Origin of the sequence: Amylolactobacillus amylophilus DSM 20533 = JCM 1125 (assembly GCF_001936335.1) — a bacterium.
Classification (GTDB): Bacteria; Bacillota; Bacilli; order Lactobacillales; family Lactobacillaceae; genus Amylolactobacillus; species Amylolactobacillus amylophilus.
On record NZ_CP018888.1, the window covers coordinates 1,071,352 to 1,091,015 of the forward strand.

Genomic DNA, 19,664 nt, shown 5'->3' on the forward strand with positions numbered 1-19,664 from the left:
TCATAACAAAATATATACTTCCTATTTTATCATGAAAAATATCTGTTAAGCACCAATGATTCGGTTAAATAAGTTTAATAACACATCTTTCACGCCAGCTGCATTGAACACAAGTCCGACGGCGATTAAAGCAATAATCAAAAAGCCAATAAGTTTTGAAAATTCTCGTTTAAAACCTAAAAACAGTCCAATGACGACAATCGCTAACAATACCAATGACTGTGCATTATCCAAGAACCAGTTGTACAAATTCTGCCCAAAATTCATGTGATTGTCCTCCTTTCCTTAAGATATTTTTCTCGATAGTAGATATAGCTTTTTACACGCTTTAATAATTGAAAAGGAGTTAAATGCTCTCCATAAACAGTTATTCGACTGGTATAATTCTTATAAAAGCTCACTTTGTAAAAATCATAGGTATAGATGGTATCACCAGCTTGCCGTTTTCCCTCAATAATGAGAGACGTATATTTCCCTGTATTTTGTATATACGCTTGAAACCCTAACTTCTTTAATTCTTCTGTTAAGAGGCTCATGTAATCAAATCCTCCATGCCTAGATGTTGTTGTTCAATTAATTTCTCATGTTTTTCTGTCAGTTTGGCTTCATGAATCATGGTGGAAATAATGGTTGTACCGTTGAGAATATCTAAAATGCTTGCGACTTTTAATGTAGGGGCGACTTGATGATGTAACCAGTTCAATGTTCGTTCAAAAGAATAAGGTTCTGGCTGTATGGTTAGGCGTAATGCTCCACGATTTTTGCCGATAAACCATTCCCAGCGTTCATTGGTTTGCCAATCACTCCGTCGCTTGGTTTCGTCCTTATCGGCAAAGCGAATATAACGATTGATAATCTCAAACGCTGTTTTTTCTGCATTTTGATGTTCCAACAAATCTTTCATGGCTTGAGTGGCTCTGTCGTTTTTCAAACGAATTTCAAAGCGATTCTTTATTTCTGCGTCTTCTAAGGCAATATCATTTTTCACGTATTGCTCATAATCTTTCTCATATATACAGAAATAGACTTCGCTTTTTAATGAGCCAATATAAAGGGTGTTTCCCATGTCTGGTTTTTCATCACGGTGAACCAATTCACCACTGCGATAATTTTTAAAGCTCCGAAAGACGGAAATACATTCTTCCTGTTTACATTTCTTTGCCAATTCTGGAATATTCAAAATCCCTGTTTTATCGTTGATGGCTAAATCCAAGCGTTTGAAAATACCTTTATGTTCCATGCAATCTTGAAAGAAACCATACCAGCTCCGATGTTGAGCCAATAGAAAGTTTTCAAATTGCCGACAGCCTTTTCCTTTCAGTTCTAATAAAACCCCTTTACTTACATCATGAGAGACTAGGACAACAATATCACCGAAACGATAGTGTTCGGGATAAGAATAATAGCCAAAGTCTTCGTGTAGCATATAATCCATATTCAAGCGTAAAACCTCACCGATAATTTGAGACACATCATTGGTAGGGAATCGAATCCGTACATAGTCGAATAACATCTCCAATGGGTTATCGGGATTGAAGCGTTCCAAAGCGTTCAGTAAATCTTCTTTCACCTGTTGAGTAGGGACTGCCTTGCCTGTTTCAATATCCGATAGGTAAGGTCTGGTAATATGAGAAGCAACCGCCAGTTTATTTTGAGAAACGCCATAAGCCAGTCGCTTTTCTTTCAATTCCTTAATCCAAATTTTTTCGTTTTCCATTCGCAAACCTCCAATCTAAAAAAGATGTAAACTATGACCCTTGAGTTTACATCTTTCCTATTTTCCGCAATTCCTTGTACCATCAACATTGGTTGATGAGAATTGCCTGTTTTCAGTTGTATTTGTGCCCCCCTGTTAGGTAGAGGGGGCTAAAGGATTGGCGTGGCTAACGCCACACCAATCAAAGCAAGTCTGAACCTGTACCTTTCACTTCGTGCGGTACAGGCTCAGATTGCTTTTTTTGAATGACTTTTCCTATTTCTCCTAAGAAATCATACCTTTTTGGTACAAGGGGTGTATAAAACTCACTAATCACACTTTTTCCTGTATCCACATAACCTCTTCCCTTGATGGGTTTTAAGAAAAATTGTTTTTGTGTATCGCTTCCAAACATCATACCGAAGCCCATTTCAGACATACGACCCAAAGCCACACGGAAGTTAAAGTTATCTCGAATACCATCACTAAAATATTTTGCGTCTGGACGCTGACAGGCAAGAATTAAAAAGAAGCCTGCTTGTCGTCCGAGCATAACAATTTGTTTGAGTTTATTCATAACTTGTGCACTATCACGACCTAACATATCCATCATCGCCACATATTCATCAAAAATCAGGAAGTTCGCAGGTAGACCAAGATACGCATAATTTTCTCCTGTTTTGTAGTTCGGGTGTTGCTTCATGGTTTCACTACGGGCAATCATATCGTCGTAAAATTGACTAATACATGCCAGCATATCGTCTTTACGGTAATAGACATTATCTATGACCGCTCCTAAGTCTGCCAAATCAGCATTTTTAGGGTCGAGAATATAAAGCTTCGCATTTGTATGCAGGAGAGATTCAATCAATGTGAGAATAAAATAGGATTTTCCACTACCCGTGCCCCCAGCAATTAACATGTGAGGGAGAGAATCAAACTCCCAATAGACCGATTCCATCAATTTGACACGTCCATCTTGAGCTACCACATCTTCAATGCCAATTCGATTGCCAATGGTGTCATAAAGTAGAACATACTCTACATAAGAATCTTTCAACGTTTTTTCCACTAATTCACAATACAAGCCTGTTTCTAGTTTGTTTTCTAAGTGCAAGAGCTGATCTTGATATTTCCCTAAAGTGATTTCTACATGAATATGGATCAGTCCATCTTTCATTCGGTAATACATTTTAGGAAAATGGCGGATTCGTTGTTTGGTTTTCTTGCTGGATAAGTCTTTAAAGAATCCCTCTGATTGAGTTTCTTCGGCTTCATACCAATGGTTTTCTAAAATCATACGAGCTAACTTTTGACGGTGCTCTAACTGTTTTATAGAATCTATGCGATAGTGATAATAGAGCCAGCTGATGAGTCCGCATACAAAAAAAGCAGTGAGAATACTGCTCCAAAAGTATGGCGTATGCAGTTGATAGAAAAATGTATCTAACTGAACTGTTTGCCAATTCACCGATTGTAACGTTCTCCAATGAAAAGGGAGTAGAACGACTAGAAAAACTATCAGCAATGAAATCAGCACAAAATGATTGACCAAGTCCTTATCGTTGGCTTTGATTCGCTTTCCTCTGTCATGAAGCAATGGCATAAAAATCCTCCTTTCCATCTATCAAAATAATTGTGTATTGTAGATACGAGCCTGTTTATCAAAAGTTGGTTGAGAAATGGCTTCATATTTCCGATAAGCGATTCGCTTTTCAAAGCGTAAATCTTTTTCTTTCGGATAATAATGACGTCGATAGAGCGTGTGTCCTAACAGTTTTTTCGCTTCTTTTGTCAACGGATAGAGATAGCGAAACATGCGTCCATTGATTTTCTCAATCCCTTTGTATTCGCAAAATGCCTGGGAAAGCCAATGCTTTTTCTCTACCTGTTCAAAACGAGCATTTTCCTCTAATAAAAGGCGAGCACTTCGAGGGTGTATCTTTTCCCATGACTGTTTATCACGATAGACACTTGTCTTGAAATACCCGCAGTAAAAGAAGTTGGACGCTTGATAGACATAGCCACATTTTCCCTCAATTCCATCTGCCAATGTATATAAAAAATGACAGTCCGTATGTTCTTTCAACCACTTAATTAGAGCTGAAAGAGCTTGACTGCCAAAATAATTGGTTTGATTCATTTCTGGAAGAAAACACATCTTTCCAATTTCTAAATAATCTGTGGTTTGAAGGGAACTGTCGGGAAAGAGTTTGCGTATGGTTTGTAGGGGTTGCGTACCCCAGCCTAATTCCACAACGCCTAATAATTTTTCTTCTGAAAAAATCCCTAGAAAGTATTTACACAATCTAGGGAGTATCTTTGAATAATGGTATTGCCGAATAAAAGAAATGGCTTCATCTTTCGGAATTTCTTTCAAAATCAATGGTGTGTTTGTCATAAGCAACACCTATTTTTCACTTTCGGACGCTTCTTTTTTATATTTCTGATGAGGTTTTGTCTGTCCTTTTAATACAAGATCGTCTGCTTTCACGTACCAATCAACGTCTGCCCCTCGAAAAGTAGCCGTCGCTACGGTATCTGCCACAGGATTGATTAATTCCACTTCTGCGTTGTAGTCAAATTCTTTCAAAGGAACAGAAGCGGGGATACTGACTTGTATCATGCGTCCTTGTCCTTTTGATTTTAAGTCATAGGTACGTTCTTTAATTTCTTCGGAAACCGAACCATCTTCATTTTGAATACGAACCTCACGACGTAAAGCGGAAAATTTCAATGTGCCAAATGTCTGGTCTTTTTCAATCACAATACCTTCTGCTAATCTCATATTTTTTCACCTTTCCTTTCTTAAGCTTTCACCATATCGTCTGCGTGCATAATGTAATTGGTAAATCCTCTATTGCCAATTTTATAACCTTCTGCGGTAATACGTGGGTTGATGAGTCTGACTTTTTCGTCGGATTCAAAATGTTTCTCGCCAGCTTCGGAGGGAAGAATGACAACAATATCATCTGCTCGTTGAATCGTTGAGTATAAATTGTAGCTACGAGAGAGAATAGTTGGTCTGCCATTGACTCGACGTTGTTCAATATTCCCTTCACCAGCATATTCTAATTGACCAAATGTTTTTTCCATATTGGGAATGACATATTTTAATTCCATAAGTGTATCGTTCCTTTCTCACATAAAATATTTTTGGCTTACTTTATTCATTTAAAAATTTGTTAGTATCACAACCTTTCAAAGCATAAAAAATAGACGCTCATTATGAACGTCTATCATTTAAATGAATATTGAGTTTAGAATTCCATTTCGAATTTAATCAGGTCTGCTTAGGTGCAAATACTGCACTTTTATTGCACTTTTTATTTTTTTAAATATAATTTATTCGATTTTATACGTTTCCAAAATCCTTGATATTACAGCATTTTCGCTTATATGCCATACCCTTAAAACAGAGTGGGAATAATGAAGTAAGTGAAGTTGAAGCCAGAACGTTGATTTAACGGCGTTTCGGTTGTCATAAAACGGGCTAAATAGTGGGTCATAACAAAGGTGCCCCACCAAAATCACCACCAAAGATAGCCGCTGTTGCTTAGGTAACGGCGGCTATTTTGCTACTGTGACCCACCAAGATATTTCAGAACGAAGCGAATAAAAAGAGGCTTTTCAGCCTCTTCGGTGGTTATTATTCTAAAGTTGCAGATACAGCAGGAATACCAACTATGTTACCAACAGCTTCACATTTAACGGTAATGGTATCACCGGCCTTAATTTTACGTGTTTCTTTGGTTACGGGTAAGAGAACGTCAAAACCGCCCGGAGCAGCAAGACCGACACCCATCTGGCTTTCATCGCCAACTTCGGTAACCTTAAACTCAAGGGTTTTGCCTTCAATCTCTTTGGTGGTAGCATTGGCGATGAAGTCTTTACCTTCTGCCTTAGAGGTAACAGTATAGTCAGCAGAACCAACACCCGATATAACCCCAAAAAGAGTTGCAGCAGTTGGAAGTGCAATTCCGACTACTAAAAGGATGACACTTAGCTTCTTTGGCCGTTTGCGCAGAGCAGCAAAGATAAGCATGATTAGTGCAACAATGGCAAGAATGATACCGCCAATAATGGTAAAGCCAATTACAGTTTCCATTGATGTGTCCTCCATGAATCTCCTGATTAATTTGATTATACTGCATCAAAACGTGTGCGTCTATACCGTGGCATCACTATTCTTTGTCGAATGCGAAGTTAACTGCATCAGAGATGGTCTTTTTGTAGGCGGTCTGAAAGTCGCTTCCAGTATCATCGTGTTCAAGGGACATGAATATAGAGTTGTCATCGTTATCAAATTGGTCCTGCCAGACGTAGGACGTTCCGTTATAGGTTAGACGATTCCAGCCTCCTGTGGAAGTCCCTTCAGGTTTGATGTTTGTCTCATAGGTCATTTCAATAATCTTGTGTGTATTTGTGAATAGAAATGCAGCTTTACGAGTGTCTGGGTTAATCAAGAATGCCGCATTGTGGAATAGAGATTCTTCATCTGATTCATAGTTGAACAGATATGCGTGTTTGTATGTCTGTTCAACTTTGTTAAGCATCTGTTGTTTAGCGGACACTTTTTTGACCGCCTGTTTAGAAACCTGGGAAGATGAACTTTTCGTAGTGCTCGTACCGGTATCGTTTTTTTCAGAACAAGCCACGAGAGTGATGCTTAAGCCAGCTAAAAGAATCAGCGAAGCTGAGAAGATTCGTTTTGGTGTCATAGTTTTCCTCGCCTTTAGTTGTGATGTCATTATTCGTTAAGTATATGATAGCCTATAAAAAAGGGAAATCCTACTTACAGAACAAAATCACTAAAATGATTGTGGCATTACCACACATGTTCAACTGATGCAGAGTAAAAATGCCCGACGAATATTTGAAAATGCGGCGAGACGGCTAGTGACCACATTAGACAGTAGAGTAAGGACGGCGAAAATGAACGCCAAGCATCATAACGGCATGAAGTCTAATTACTAGTTTTCATGATTAAAATAACTCTTTGCATATGTGACCGTATTTGGCAGACCACATGGAAGAAATAGAGCAAAAGTTTGGAGATATGTGAAATACCGCTCTGATAAAACGATATCTTATCCACCACTTATGATTTCTACGATAGTAAAATATGCGCTAATAATAAAATTGACGTTATAACAAAGCGACTGTCCATCGGGCAGTCGCTTTTAATATATACATTAGCCGTTTTTTTGAGGGAATAATGACATTTCATATCTGTGTACTTTTTGCATGGCTCCGATTGCCGTATCAAGCTCGGTGGAAACTCTAGCGTATTCGTTACGCATCCGGTTATCATCTTGATACCAAGCACGACTTTCTGCTTCGAATGCTTCATAGGCATTTATAGTCAAGTAATAGGCTAGCATACCAGTATCAGTTGGGGTAGGTTTGAGCGGCGTAAGAATGTCCGTGAAGATTGTTTGCATGAGCTTAGGAAACCTGACGTAAAACTTTCGGAATTCCTTTCCGAAAAACTCCTCCTCAAATCGACGAACTAAAATTTCTTGAAAAGATTCAGCATTTAAAAACTGTATGCGCTGAGAAAGTTCGTCAAGTGCTTCAATTTTAACAGTATTAATTGTTCTCGATTTTTTACGTTCAACCTTAACTGGATAGATGTCATAACTAAGTCCTGCACGCATTTGAGCAAAGTGAACATTTGCAGTTAGGACCTGAAAAAGTAGTTCGTGTAGATTAATCATAGTTAAGTCGGTACCTTTGTATGAATAAATCTCATTAATTGCTTTTTTCAGTAGCACATTCCACTTGATTTGTCCCCAAAGCATTTCATCAAGATTGTTGAATTTCAGGTTCTCTCGGATATCTTGCGCATTGAAGTCACTCATCAAGTTCGGATATTTAGTAGTCCGTTTATTGTTGATGATATTACTGACTAACGATTCGTCGGATAGAATGTCCGAACGATTTAGGTTAAGTTCTTCCTTTCGTTTCTTAATAGTTGAACTAATTGTGGTAAACACATATTTTGTGGTTTTTTTAAACGCCGTTTCAAACATTATGAGGACTCCTCTCCCTTAAAGCGTGGGACAAAATTGTTATATTAACGAAAAAAGGTCATATTTCAATCCCACGTTGCAAGTATATACTTAAAATATCGAAAGCGCAAGGAGGTGACAACATGACGAATCATGAGCGCATGAACGTTAGCTACAGTCATTCACTAGTATCAGGTTCCCTGCTAGACGAGCACCATGTAAATGACTCAGAAATTGAAGAAGCAATGGACGAATTGAATGGCCTTATATTAGCAAATCACTTTGACCCTTTTGGCAATGAACCAACCATATTTCTGAAATTAGGTGATATAAGCCTCGAGGTGAAGGCTACTAAGGATTGTCAGGCATGTATGCGTGACCTAATGGCAGTACTTGCTCGCCGTAATTGGAATCGAAAGTATGGTTATGGCTGTTGACCGTAACTAATACGTCTTGACCAAGGCCACGATGTCAATAAACTCTGGGTACAAAAATAAAGACGGCTGCGTATCGCAGCGGAGGTAACTATCATGGCTCTACAAAATTCCTGGTTCTTTTCGCAGACCAGTTTCAACGATGCGAAATTCAAGTCGGTAACTAACAACCAGTTCCGCTTGGTCTCTCAGCACCCATATGCTAGCAAGAAGAATCCTCAAGATATCGGTGTAGCATTAACGCTTCAAGTGGTCAAAGATACCGCCGATTATGGTGTTGACAAAAAGACTGGCATGAAGCGGGATAACAACGTTCTGAATACCTTTGATGTGACAATCTTGAACGGAGTACAGCGTTTAGATGCTCAAAAGGGCGATGTCATTCGGCTCGGTGACATGATTGTTGAAAAGACTTTCATCATTGGGTTCAACCTGATTCTCCGTTATAAGGATGTGCAGGTGATTAAGCGTGACAAGTAAGGTTAAAACTTCACGGTACCTTCGTGGACAGGCCTTGGTTGTCATTGAATCCCTATTACTGTTACTGGTAGTAGGGATTTTCCTTACCACGCGGTACCTTCAAATGATGATTCCTGATGTAATTCTAATTGTATGTATCTTCGCGATTACAGTTGTTGGTACGTGCTCGGTCACATTTTGGTCGATGCGTAACCATATTAGTAAAGGTTGGAGATTTGCACTACGCCATTACAAGTTGTGTTTGTCGGTTCGCCGTGCTTTGCTTGATGCCGCTTATTATGTACCGCGGCAGTTCTTCGGAACTGCCGTGGCCCAGTTGCCTAAAATTAAGCTCACTTTCACAGATAATTATCAGCGTGGAATGCTGTTGGTCGAGAATCGTGTGAAGTATGCCCAACGTTTGGACACTGCCCAGTTATCCAGTGCATTAAGGCGATATGTGGTTGAACGCTCGTATCTTAGTGATGATGAGAATTACTACTGTTTTGAATTGTTTGATAGTCGTCTTGAACGACGATTAGAGTTCCGTTCTCTTGATGAATTGCTAAGTTACAATGCACAAGTTGGTGATTTGGAGTTGTTCATTGATAAGTTCACTGTGATTCCGTTACACCACACGCTAATTGTTGGGCAGACGGGTTCTGGTAAGACATACGGTGTGTATTCTTTCCTGTTGCAGATGCTTATCAAGCCGGTGCAATATCAACTATATCTAGCCGATCCGAAAGGCTCCAGCCTTTCGATTCTCGGCGACATGATTGCGCCTGACTGTACCGCTGAAGATGTTGATGATATTGTAGCCCTCCTGCGTGAGTTCAATGATGTGATGGACAAGCGCAAGGCTGATTTGAAGGCTAAGCTGGCCACTAAGCTTGAGGCGTCATATTCGGACTTTGGATTTAACCCGTATGTTTTTATCTTTGATGAATACGCGTCATTCCAAAGTGTTGTGCAGGCTATGGATAAGAAGCACCGCGATGAGGTCAATAAGCTGATTTCGCAAATTGTGCTTCAAGGGCGCCAGTTGGGCTTCTTCCTGTTTATTGTCATGCAGAAGAGTGATAGTACGTCATTACCAACGATGATTCGCGATAACTTGCCACTGAAGATTGTTTTGGGTAATGCTGAACAGCAAACCTACGTCACTGCGTTTGGCACGGGCGTAGAAATTCCTAGCCGTGACTTTCGCAAGGGTGAAGGTGTGTACACATTCCCTGGAATTGCCAACACGCCTAAGTTGTGTGCGTTTAGTTACCTGAATTTTGACATTAACGCCGCTTTTCGTGCCAAGCGGGGGTTATGTAATAACCCCCGCTCCAGTAAAGGAGCCTAAAAATGGAGCCTACACTTTTACTCGGAATTGATGAGTTCACGATGGTGCTAACTGTTGAAAAGTCAAAGATTGATGATATTGGCAGTTGGCCGCTAATTGCCTTGGACACCATCAAGAAGTTTGTTGAGATGACCGACATTAAAGTGATATTCGGCAAACAAGCTCAATTGATTGGCAAAGTTCCGCAAGGTTACACGATAGGTTACCAGTTTGGCGACAATCCGTTTTACTTTGCCATTGCGTACCACCCCGACAATGTTCAGATGGGGATTGTGATTAAGTTTTCGGCCTATTCATGGTCGTACTACTGTCATGAATGGACGCTGGTACATCATTCACCGATGAACATCAAACAGTTCGCTTCACTGACTGTATCTGATGAATTTCATTCTCGGCTTAGTCGAATTGACTTTACCGCTGACTTTCAGAACGTAGATTTTACAGTTGATGACCTGTACCGTCACCTGACTGATGGTACATGGATTGTTCAAAACGCTGATGGCAAAAAGAACCCTTCTGGCTTGTCTGCGCATGAGGTCAACAAGATTGTCGAAACTTTCTATGTTGGTTCTAAAAAGGGCAATACACGGCTGTTCTTGCGAGTCTATGACAAGCGACGTGAACAGATAGAGCAACCTAGCTTTCGTTACGAAGAGGCGTTGTCGGTCGAAAGTTGGGTACGGTTAGAAGCAGTGTTCAAAGGTATATATGCCCACCAAATTACTGATAGCCTCCGTAATGAACTGGACGATGATGAGCCGTCATTGAAGGCATTTATTGCTAGCAAGCTACTTGAGAAATATCGGTTTGTTGATGCAGAGACGGAAGAATACGCCGATTTAACGAAAATGCTTATACGTGTTGTTGAAGATAATGAATTTAGCCGGTTACGCTTAGAAAGCCCACGAGACAGCGAGTTGATTCAATCAATCCAATATTTGATGTTCAATTCTGGCTTGTTTACCGCCATGTACAAATGCGATGCCTTGTGGGGACACAATTCTGGCATTGAGCTGCTGTTAAGAATGGCGGCTGTGTACCTGCGTGGACGTCATCCGCCTGATGATGCAATTAGGTGGGTGGCCATTCACCGTAAAGAGATGGAAAAACGCACGCTGGCAGAATTATTTGATGAAATTGATGCAAACCAAGAAGCTATGAAAAAAGAGACCATCACCACGCCTCCGACAGCAAATGGTGACAGTCCCGCTCCTGTGTAGATAATTAGTCTACCCGCATAGTATCTCATGCTTCTTGTACGATTGAAAGAAATGAGATGGTAATTGTGACCTCCACAATTTGTAAGCAAGACTTGATGGCGATTGGCTACAAAGAGCACACCGCGCGAAGTTTGATTTGCCAAGCCAAGGCCATTATGGTACAAAATGGGTATCCGTTTTATAACAACCGGCGTTTGGGACGTGTCCCAACAGAAGTTGTTGAGTCAATCATTGGCACGAAGCTTCAATTGAAAGCAGAGTGATTGATGATGACAAATAAAATGCAACAAACAACGAAGTACACCGGCGTTTTCAAGGACTTGAAGAGCGGTATGTACTTCTATCAGACAGAACTTGGAATTGACCGGATTACCGGTCGGCGTGTTAGAAAGAAGGCGCGTAAAGACTTGACCGGCCGCCCGTTTAAGACAGCGACAGCGGCAAATAAAGAATTGACACGAGTTAAGCGAGAGTATTACCAAGCTAACAGTTACGCCAACTATCAAATGACGTATCGTGAGTTTATGCAGAACATCTATATTCCTGCGTACAAAACGGAAGTCGAAGAAAGTACGTTTTCTGTTCGTAAAGGCGCTTTCAATCAGTTTTGCGCTCGTTTCGGGTCTAAGAAGTTGCGGGATATCAATATCGAGGATGTTCAGAATTACCGAACATACTTACTGACTGATGCAGATGAAGGTGGTGCTGGATTCTCACAGTCATACGCGAGTTTGGTGTTTGGTATGTTTCGTAAGACCTTGGACAGGGCGGTTACGCTGCAGTATCTAGAGTTCAATGTGTCAAAGCGGATTAAGGCGATTCCGAAGAGTAAGGCCATTGTGCCATACTGGACGGCTACCGAGTTCAAGAAGGTCATTAAGCAGATTTACATTGGCGACTTTCTGGAACATCTGTATTTCGTAATGCTGTGGGTCTACTTCATGACTGGTGTTCGAGTTAATGAGGGCATGGCCTTATGGTGGAGCGATATTGACTTGGACGAGAAACGTATGCGGGTGCACCACATGCTGTATCTGAAGTCACGGACGGATTGGACACGTAACGACTACACTAAGACTGCGGACGGCAAACGGACAATCGCTTTGGACGATACCACGGTGGATATACTCCGCAAGTGGCGGCAACGGCAAAAAACGGTAGGGCTAGGCAAAGACGATGACTTTGTATTTACCTATGATGGCTTGCCAATGATTAAGTCAACTCTGGGACGAGTTATTCAGCGTTATGCTAATGCCGCTGGTGTGAAGCCTATCCAAGGTAAAGGATTGCGTCATAGCCATGCATCGTACTTGATTAATGAGTTCAATGTGTCGGTTCTGGTACTGTCGAAACGGCTCGGGCATAGCAGTCCGGACATAACTTTGAGAAACTACTCACATATGTGGGTCGGCGCCGATACTGCTATTGTTGAGCAGATGGAAGGCAATATCAAAGTGGAGACTGCGGCAGTAAGTTCGGTCAAGTTTAACGGCAATCAATCAATCAAGAAATTGAGTGAAATTGGTGCCCCACCAAGCACACCACCGGAACAGTGTAAAGGTGCTTAAAACGTTGATATGTAGGTATTCTCACGTGAGTGCTAGCGCTTGAGTGGGAATAAAAGGTAGGAATCAATTGAAGTTACAAAGCCGATAATACCGGGATTTAAAAATTGTAAACTGGTACAAATTAATAAAAATTCAGTTGGTTCCCCGCCAAAAATTCCGCTAAAAGATCCATTTCGGATCTTTTTTTATAATTGCAAATATTGATAAGATAATGCTCAAGGAGAATTTTTTATGCGTGGAATATCGGAATTTTTGAATCTACCACGGAAAATATGGGGAGCAATTGGAATTGCCACTATTTCAATATTAATTCTTAAACCTATAGCAGTTAAGAGTTTAGATGGGGAATCGTTTTATGCTAAGTTCGGAATTTATGTTTTTATTCTCTGTATAATATCCTGGTCGATTCTCATTGTCGAAATACTTGTATATTTTTATAATTACTACAGTGCTCGGAGAGAGATGATCCACAAATACAATTATGTTAATAGTTTAGAGGGTGAGAAGTTAAGAATTGTTAGAGAATTGTACAAAGATATTAATCATGTCAAGGAGTACCCACACTCAAACGAAAATATAAGAGAACTGGAATCCAATTTGGTCATTGGGCTTGCTGCCACTACTATCCAATATAATAGATTCGAATATTCCCCTCAAAATGCTCCATTTCCTTATTTACTTCAACCTTGGGTAATCGATGGAATTAATAATAAAAAGATAACGTTATAAACTCAGAAATAGTGTCGAAAACGTGTCTCGTCAATATTTTGTCTAAATCAAAAATATGATGGGGCATTTTTTGTTGGTCTGTGATTTGCTATAATTGTCGGTATTAGATACAGGACTTTTGTAAAATTTATTGTGAGTCAAATATTTGTAACTTTCCGTACTCAGGGGGAATTCTAGTGAAAAAAAGTATTTCAAAATCATTTGATGATTTAATTGAACAAATTAACCAAGCGGGAAATGGTGTCCAAAGAGAACGTGGCACAATGTTCGAAAGGTTAGTATTGGCATATTTGAAACATGAGCCAACATATAGACGTTTATATAAAGAAGTTTGGATGTTGGGTGACGTTCCATCTGAGTATGGAATTCCAAAGAAAGATACAGGTGTTGATCTTGTAGCTCAACAATTTAATGGTGATATTGTTGCAATTCAAGCTAAATTTTATAAGGGCAAGATAGGCAAGGAGCAAATCGATTCTTTTGTGGCTGAATTGGGAAAGAACTATTACCATCGAGGACTGATTGTTTCAACTGTGGATGAATGGAATGAAAATGCGAGAGCTACCGTAGATCAAAATGGTAAGGGAATAGAAATCATCGGTCTTTCCGACTTAAGAAATTCACAAATAGATTGGACTAAATTTAGCTTTTCTCGTCCTGAAAGAGTTGAAGTTAAAGCAAAAAAGGAGCTGCGAGAATATCAAAAGACCGCTCTTGAAAAATCAATTGAATATTTTAAAAATCATAATCGTGGTCAACTTATCATGGCACCTGGTACCGGGAAAACATTTACCAGTTTGAAAATTGCTGAGAATTTAGCGAAAGATGCTAGTAAGCCATTTTTTGTTCTGTATTTAGTTCCGAGTATTCAGTTATTAACACAGACTTTACGTGGCTGGAATAACGATGCGAGCTTATCAATCACAAGCATGGCTGTTACCTCGGATCGAGACGCATCCAGAGGAGATGATGGAACGGAGGACATCAAAGCTTCTGACATCGGATATCCTGCCACTACTTCCTCAACTCAGATTTTAAAAAATTGGAAAGAGATACAAGGTGATGGATTCAGAACAGATATGATTGTCGTCTTCAGTACTTATCAAAGTATTGATGTGATTGGTGATGCACAAAGATCAGGATTTCCTGTTTTTGATTTGATTGTAGCAGATGAAGCACATCGAACAACTGGCGCTCACGAATTAAACAAAGAAGATAGTACATTTTCAAAAATACATAGCAATGACAATGTTGATGGTAGATTGCGCCTATACCAAACAGCTACTCCAAAAATTTATGGAGAAGGTGCTAAGAAAAAAGCCAAAGAAAAAAGTATTTTGATTTCATCAATGGATGATCCAGAAAAATATGGTGAAGTTATTTATAGAATGGGATTTGGCCAAGCGGTTTCTCGCGGAATTCTAACTGACTATAAAGTTATGGTATTGGCCGTTGATGAGAAGACAGTACAAAGAGACATGCAACGTTCTCTCTCTGATCCAAATAACGGATTAAATATCGATGATGTAGGTCGTATTGTCGGAATTTGGAATGGTATGATGCGAAGAAATGGATATAAAAATCCAATCAAAAAAAGCGCTTATGATGGTGCACCACTGGAGAGAGCAATTGCATTTACTAGAACTATTGAAGATTCAAAAAAAGTATCCGGACAGTTTGAAGAAGTAGTTAATGAATACCTTGGTGATAATGAGGAAGATGAAAACTTCACCCTTTCAATGAGGCATGCAGATGGAACAATGAATGCCCTTCAAAAAGGCGAAATTTTGGATTGGCTTGCTGACAATAATAAACCAGAAGATGAAGCGAGAATTGTATCCAATGTAAGATTCTTAACTGAAGGGATTGATGTCCCAACTCTTGATGCAGTTATTTTCTTAGCAGCCAAAAAATCACAAGTTGATATTGTACAAGCAATCGGCAGAATAATGAGAAAGTCTAAGGGTAAAGATTATGGCTATATCATCATCCCTGTTGTTGTACCTGCTGGAGAAACACCTGAAACGATTCTGGATAATAACAAGCAATATGATACCATCTGGCAAGTTGTTAACTCATTAAGATCAGTTGACGAGCGGTTCGAGGCAATGGTTGACAAGATGAATATTGCAAAACCTAAGAACTTTAGCGTTATTGGAGTTGGCAGTGCTCCAGATGAGATAAATGAACATGATAGAAACGACAATTCCGAACCAGATGTTGAAAGATTTCTATTTGAACTTGAGTGGGATAAGTTTGAAACGGCTATTTTTGGAAAGATAGTTGAAAAAGTTGGTGATCGAAAATACCTGGAGAATTGGTCCGAAGATGTTGCAAAAATTGCCCAGAGGCAGATTGGTTGGATCAAAAATAAACTAGCTGATAAAAAAGATTCAGTAAATATTGAATTTAAAAAGTTCGTACTCTCCCTTCAACATAATATCAATGAAAGCATTGATGACAATCAGGCAGCAGAGATGATTTCGCAACATTTAATTACGAAACCAATTTTTGAAGCTTTATTTGCTGAGTACAGTTTTGTGAAAAATAACCCAGTTTCTAAGGCTATGGAAGGTATTTTGGTAGAACTAGAAAAGGCTGGTTTTCAAAAGGAACAAGATAATCTAGAACCGCTGTACGAGTCTGTGAAGATGCGGGCAGAAGGGATCGACAAATTAGAAGATAAACAGCAATTAATGGTCACTTTATATGATAAGTTCTTTAAGACTGCTTTTCCTGAAACAACATCTAAATTAGGTATTGTATTTACTCCTATCGAAGTTGTTGATTTCATAGTTAATTCAGTTGATGACGTATTGAAAAAATACTTTGGGAAAGCATTAGCTAGTGAGGGCGTTCATATTCTAGATCCGTTTACTGGAACTGGGTCATTTATCGTTAGAACCTTGACTCATTTAAAGAAACAACTAGAAGCTGGAGAAATTACGCTTGCAGATATTACCAAGAAATATGTTAACGAACTGCATGCTAATGAAATTATTTTGTTGAGCTACTATATTGCAGCAATTAACATCGAAGCTACATTTGCAGATATTGATTCAAATGAAAATGGTTATCAACCTTTTGAAGGCATCGTTTTGACAGACACGTTTGAAAGTACTGAAGTTGAAGATACTTTAGATGATAGCTATTTTGGTACGAATGACGAAAGATTGAAGCGGCAACAAGAAGTACCAATAACTGTGATAATAGGTAATCCGCCATATTCTATGGGTCAAAATGACGAAAATCAAGTTAATACGTCTTTTACATATCCAAAATTGACAAGAGCAATTGCGGATAGCTATGTGAAATTGACTGAGTCAAGAAGAGTTGTTTCAGTTTATGACTCTTATTTAAAGGCTTTTCGCTGGGCAACCGACAGACTGAAAGGAAGTGGTGTGATCTCCTTCATCACAAATAGCTCATTTATTGATTTTCGAACGATGAATGGTGTTAGAAGAAGTTTTGAAAAAGAATTTAATCATATTTATATACTGAATCTTCGCGGAGCGATAAAGGAAAGACTGGGGGAGACAGCCAAAAGAGAAGGACAAAATGTATTCAATATTATGACTGGAGTTGCCATTACTGTGCTAGTAAAAGATGGAACCAACGATCATGATGTACATTATTCTGATATTGGTGATTATCTATCGAGAAAAGAAAAGTTTACTTTTTTAGAGAGTACGAGATCCATTTTACAAACAAGTATGCAAAATCTTGATATCGATAGTAATGGTGACTGGATTAATAAACGTGATATTAATTATCTGAATTATTTATCAATGGGAAATGATTCTTCAGAAAATAATAAAGAGGTTCTTTTTAATGATTCTGCTATTGGCGTAACTACAAGTAGAGATAGCTGGGTTTATGGGTATGGAAGAAGACAAGTTGTCGACAATGTCCACAGGATGATACAAAATTATAATCATGAACTCAAAAGGCTAAAAAATTATTCAAAGGCAGAAAAGTTACAAAATATCAATCGTGATACCAAATATATGAGTTGGAGTAGAAAGACAAAAAATAAACTGTCATCAGGTTCAATATTTACTTTTGACGAAAATAAATTAGTCCAGAGCGCTTATAGACCATTTACAAAAAAGTGGCTTTACTATGATACAGAGATTGTGGAAATGCCAGGACGTTATAAAGACTTTCTAGGTGAGAACAATAAAGTAATCTATGTTAGCGGACCTGGAGTAAAAAGAGATTTCTCGGTTATCATGACTGATTGCGTCCCTGAGTACAAATATATCGAAAAAGGGCGAGGTTTTTATCTTTGGAATAATGAAAATACAGGATATTTGAATGTACCTTTTACAAACTTAAATGCTAATTATGGATTAAACATGCAGGATACATTTTATTATATATACGGTGTGTTGCATTCTAGTGAATATCGATTGAAGTATTCTAACGATCTTAAAAAGTCTATTCCACGCATTCCTGATCTGCGAAATAAATCTAAGTATGTTGAAGTTGGTAGAAAACTTGCATCAATACACTTAGACTACGAAAATCAAGAAAGTTGGCCTGGCGTAGAAATAGAATCATCAACGAACCCAAGTTTTCTTGTAAAAAAAATGAAACATCCCCAAAAAGGAATACTAGCTACAATCATTTACAATGATGATATCAAGATTACCAACATTCCTAAACAAGCATATGATTATGTAGTCAATGGTAGATCCGCCATTGAATGGATAATCGATCAATATCAAGTAAAAACAGATAAAAAATGATAAAGTCCATATAATTGTGTAAAAGCAAAAAGGCCATATGAACGCCTCTTTACGGTACAATGTTTTTAACCACTAAAAACATACCCAGGAGGCAATCATATGACCCAAGTACATTTTACACTGGAAACAGAAGATATTCAAAGTTTAATTGACCAGTCGGTCAAAGATAATGCGGCTAAACAAATTTTACAAACTGTATTTAATCAGTTGATGGACGAGCAGCGAACAGATTATATTCAAGCCACAAACTATGAACGATCAGACGATCGAAGAAGCCAACGCAACGGCTATTATGAAAGAGAATTAACGACTCGTATTGGCTCTCTTGAGTTGAAAGTTCCCCGAACACGCGACGGTGAATTTGCACCGACTGTATTTGAGCGGTATCAACGCAATGAGAAGGCTTTGTTAGCCTCTATGTTAGAGATGTATATTTCTGGTGTCTCTACACGTAAAGTCTCTCAAATCGTTGAAGAACTATGCGGTAAATCAGTCTCTAAATCCTTTGTCTCCAGTTTAACTGCCCAGTTAGACCCTATGGTCTCTGAATGGCAAAATCGTTTTCTATCAGACAGGTCTTTCCCTTATGTTATGACAGATGTTATCTACATCAAAATCAGAGAGAATCATCGTGTCGTATCTAAAAGCTGCCATATAGCGATTGGCATATCAGAAGATGGAGAGCGTGAGATTATTGGCTTTATGATTCAAGATGAAGAAAGTGACGAAACTTGGTCTCTCTTCTTCGACTACCTCAAAACCAGAGGGTTAAGTGAAGTGGAAATGGTCATTTCCGATGCCCACAAAGGCTTAGTCAAAGCCATCAAGAAGTCATTTACAAACGCTTCATGGCAACGATGCCAGGTTCACTTTATGCGTAATATCCTCAATTGTATCCCTAAGAAAGATTCAAAACCTTTCAGAGAAGAAGTCAAAGCACTCTTCAAATTTACGGATATTGAAACGGCTCGCAAGGCTAAAAATACTATAGTAAGTGCCTATAGCGAACAATCAAAATACCATAAAGCCTGTGAAAAACTAGATGAAGGATTCGAAGATGCCTTTCAATACGCCGTTGTCGGTAAAGGTCAATCGAGATTAAAAAGCACGAATCTTCTTGAACGGTTAAATGAAGAAGTCAGACGCAGAGAAAAAGTTATCCGAATCTTTCCGAATCACGCCTCTGCCAATCGTTTAATCGGTGCAGTTCTTATTGACCGTCACGAAGACTGGCTAAGCTCTACCAGAAAATATATTCAATTTTAACCTATAGGTTAAAGCTTTAAAACAGTGTACTGTATTTTACACAATTTTATGGACTTGACTTAAAAAATCTGGAATTACTGATGATCCAAACGATTTTAGTGATGATCCAAAGTATATTTTGAATTTGTTACTGTCTGTAATAACGGTAAGTATGAAAACATTGGAGTTGATTG

Annotated in this window: 19 protein-coding genes; 9 read left to right on the top strand and 10 right to left on the bottom strand. The window is 38.9% G+C overall.

The window, feature by feature from the left end; genetic code table 11:
* Positions 1–45: 45 nt before the first annotated feature.
* The 10 genes from LA20533_RS05615 to LA20533_RS05660 form a co-directional block, all read right to left on the bottom strand.
* Positions 46–267 carry a hypothetical protein gene (locus LA20533_RS05615; RefSeq protein ID WP_001009054.1) on the bottom strand — a complete coding sequence of 74 codons (222 nt, stop codon included), beginning with the start codon at positions 265–267 and terminating at the stop codon, positions 46–48.
* Positions 264–536 (bottom strand): hypothetical protein, encoded by a 273-nt coding sequence (locus tag LA20533_RS05620; protein WP_000055367.1) that lies wholly within the window; start codon positions 534–536, stop codon positions 264–266. Before LA20533_RS05620 ends, LA20533_RS05615 begins: the two co-directional genes overlap by 4 nt.
* On the bottom strand, positions 533–1,717 hold the full coding sequence (mobT, locus tag LA20533_RS05625) for a MobT family relaxase (RefSeq protein WP_000426691.1): 1,185 nt from the start codon (positions 1,715–1,717) through the stop codon (positions 533–535). The genes LA20533_RS05620 and mobT overlap by 4 nt, the downstream gene beginning before the upstream one ends.
* Positions 1,718–1,898: 181 nt before the next feature.
* On the bottom strand, positions 1,899–3,302 hold the full coding sequence (locus tag LA20533_RS05630; RefSeq protein ID WP_082611526.1) for an FtsK/SpoIIIE domain-containing protein: 1,404 nt from the start codon (positions 3,300–3,302) through the stop codon (positions 1,899–1,901).
* 21 nt (positions 3,303–3,323) lie between these two features.
* The gene (locus LA20533_RS05635) at positions 3,324–4,097 is read right to left on the bottom strand and encodes a Mom family adenine methylcarbamoylation protein (protein ID WP_000185760.1); all 774 of its coding nucleotides are present in this window, start codon (positions 4,095–4,097) and stop codon (positions 3,324–3,326) included.
* Between the two features lie 9 nt (positions 4,098–4,106).
* A complete protein-coding gene (locus LA20533_RS05640; protein ID WP_001234189.1) occupies positions 4,107–4,484 on the bottom strand; it encodes a YdcP family protein in 378 nt (125 codons plus the stop codon).
* 20 nt (positions 4,485–4,504) lie between these two features.
* Positions 4,505–4,819 (bottom strand): YdcP family protein, encoded by a 315-nt coding sequence (locus tag LA20533_RS05645; protein WP_000421280.1) that lies wholly within the window; start codon positions 4,817–4,819, stop codon positions 4,505–4,507.
* Positions 4,820–5,345: 526 nt separating this feature from the next.
* Complete coding sequence (locus LA20533_RS05650) at positions 5,346–5,804, bottom strand: hypothetical protein (protein WP_054746443.1); 459 nt, start codon at positions 5,802–5,804, stop codon at positions 5,346–5,348.
* Between the two features lie 76 nt (positions 5,805–5,880).
* Positions 5,881–6,417, bottom strand: coding sequence for a hypothetical protein (locus LA20533_RS05655; RefSeq protein ID WP_056945777.1), 537 nt, complete (start codon positions 6,415–6,417; stop codon positions 5,881–5,883).
* Positions 6,418–6,891: 474 nt separating this feature from the next.
* Entirely contained in the window at positions 6,892–7,731 is an 840-nt protein-coding gene (locus tag LA20533_RS05660) for a hypothetical protein (RefSeq protein ID WP_056945776.1), read from the bottom strand.
* 122 nt (positions 7,732–7,853) lie between these two features.
* On the opposite strand from LA20533_RS05660, the gene LA20533_RS05665 reads away from it, so the two are divergent.
* The 9 genes from LA20533_RS05665 (at position 7,854) to LA20533_RS05705 (ending at position 19,491) form a co-directional block, all read left to right on the top strand.
* A complete protein-coding gene (locus LA20533_RS05665; protein WP_056945775.1) occupies positions 7,854–8,147 on the top strand; it encodes a hypothetical protein in 294 nt (97 codons plus the stop codon).
* A gap of 93 nt (positions 8,148–8,240) precedes the next feature.
* Positions 8,241–8,624 carry a hypothetical protein gene (locus LA20533_RS05670; RefSeq protein ID WP_056945774.1) on the top strand — a complete coding sequence of 128 codons (384 nt, stop codon included), beginning with the start codon at positions 8,241–8,243 and terminating at the stop codon, positions 8,622–8,624.
* Positions 8,614–9,957 carry an FtsK/SpoIIIE domain-containing protein gene (locus LA20533_RS05675; protein WP_075362811.1) on the top strand — a complete coding sequence of 448 codons (1,344 nt, stop codon included), beginning with the start codon at positions 8,614–8,616 and terminating at the stop codon, positions 9,955–9,957. Before LA20533_RS05670 ends, LA20533_RS05675 begins: the two co-directional genes overlap by 11 nt.
* Positions 9,958–9,959: 2 nt before the next feature.
* On the top strand, positions 9,960–11,177 hold the full coding sequence (locus LA20533_RS05680; protein ID WP_056945773.1) for a replication initiation factor domain-containing protein: 1,218 nt from the start codon (positions 9,960–9,962) through the stop codon (positions 11,175–11,177).
* Positions 11,178–11,233: 56 nt separating this feature from the next.
* Complete coding sequence (locus LA20533_RS05685; protein ID WP_201779031.1) at positions 11,234–11,440, top strand: DUF3173 domain-containing protein; 207 nt, start codon at positions 11,234–11,236, stop codon at positions 11,438–11,440.
* Positions 11,441–11,446: 6 nt separating this feature from the next.
* Positions 11,447–12,745, top strand: a complete 1,299-nt coding sequence (locus tag LA20533_RS05690; RefSeq protein ID WP_056945779.1) for a tyrosine-type recombinase/integrase — start codon at positions 11,447–11,449, stop codon at positions 12,743–12,745.
* Between the two features lie 231 nt (positions 12,746–12,976).
* A complete protein-coding gene (locus tag LA20533_RS05695) occupies positions 12,977–13,474 on the top strand; it encodes a super-infection exclusion protein B (RefSeq protein WP_054746435.1) in 498 nt (165 codons plus the stop codon).
* A gap of 176 nt (positions 13,475–13,650) precedes the next feature.
* Positions 13,651–18,225: a type ISP restriction/modification enzyme gene (locus LA20533_RS05700; protein WP_056945772.1), complete on the top strand. Its 4,575-nt coding sequence runs from the start codon at positions 13,651–13,653 to the stop codon at positions 18,223–18,225.
* 99 nt (positions 18,226–18,324) lie between these two features.
* Positions 18,325–19,491, top strand: coding sequence for an IS256 family transposase (locus tag LA20533_RS05705; protein ID WP_000195404.1), 1,167 nt, complete (start codon positions 18,325–18,327; stop codon positions 19,489–19,491).
* Positions 19,492–19,664 lie beyond the last annotated feature (173 nt).

Coding starts and splice junctions, on each gene's coding strand:
- LA20533_RS05640 (WP_001234189.1), bottom strand. CDS start 4,484: ATGAGATTAGCAGAAGGTATTGTGATTGAAAAAGACCAGACATTTGGC.
- LA20533_RS05705 (WP_000195404.1), top strand. CDS start 18,325: ATGACCCAAGTACATTTTACACTGGAAACAGAAGATATTCAAAGTTTA.
- LA20533_RS05660 (WP_056945776.1), bottom strand. CDS start 7,731: ATGTTTGAAACGGCGTTTAAAAAAACCACAAAATATGTGTTTACCACA.
- LA20533_RS05655 (WP_056945777.1), bottom strand. CDS start 6,417: ATGACACCAAAACGAATCTTCTCAGCTTCGCTGATTCTTTTAGCTGGC.
- LA20533_RS05665 (WP_056945775.1), top strand. CDS start 7,854: ATGACGAATCATGAGCGCATGAACGTTAGCTACAGTCATTCACTAGTA.
- LA20533_RS05645 (WP_000421280.1), bottom strand. CDS start 4,819: ATGGAATTAAAATATGTCATTCCCAATATGGAAAAAACATTTGGTCAA.
- LA20533_RS05685 (WP_201779031.1), top strand. CDS start 11,234: ATGGTAATTGTGACCTCCACAATTTGTAAGCAAGACTTGATGGCGATT.
- LA20533_RS05620 (WP_000055367.1), bottom strand. CDS start 536: ATGAGCCTCTTAACAGAAGAATTAAAGAAGTTAGGGTTTCAAGCGTAT.
- LA20533_RS05680 (WP_056945773.1), top strand. CDS start 9,960: ATGGAGCCTACACTTTTACTCGGAATTGATGAGTTCACGATGGTGCTA.
- LA20533_RS05670 (WP_056945774.1), top strand. CDS start 8,241: ATGGCTCTACAAAATTCCTGGTTCTTTTCGCAGACCAGTTTCAACGAT.
- mobT (WP_000426691.1), bottom strand. CDS start 1,717: ATGGAAAACGAAAAAATTTGGATTAAGGAATTGAAAGAAAAGCGACTG.
- LA20533_RS05615 (WP_001009054.1), bottom strand. CDS start 267: ATGAATTTTGGGCAGAATTTGTACAACTGGTTCTTGGATAATGCACAG.
- LA20533_RS05695 (WP_054746435.1), top strand. CDS start 12,977: ATGCGTGGAATATCGGAATTTTTGAATCTACCACGGAAAATATGGGGA.
- LA20533_RS05630 (WP_082611526.1), bottom strand. CDS start 3,302: ATGCCATTGCTTCATGACAGAGGAAAGCGAATCAAAGCCAACGATAAG.
- LA20533_RS05635 (WP_000185760.1), bottom strand. CDS start 4,097: ATGACAAACACACCATTGATTTTGAAAGAAATTCCGAAAGATGAAGCC.
- LA20533_RS05650 (WP_054746443.1), bottom strand. CDS start 5,804: ATGGAAACTGTAATTGGCTTTACCATTATTGGCGGTATCATTCTTGCC.
- LA20533_RS05690 (WP_056945779.1), top strand. CDS start 11,447: ATGACAAATAAAATGCAACAAACAACGAAGTACACCGGCGTTTTCAAG.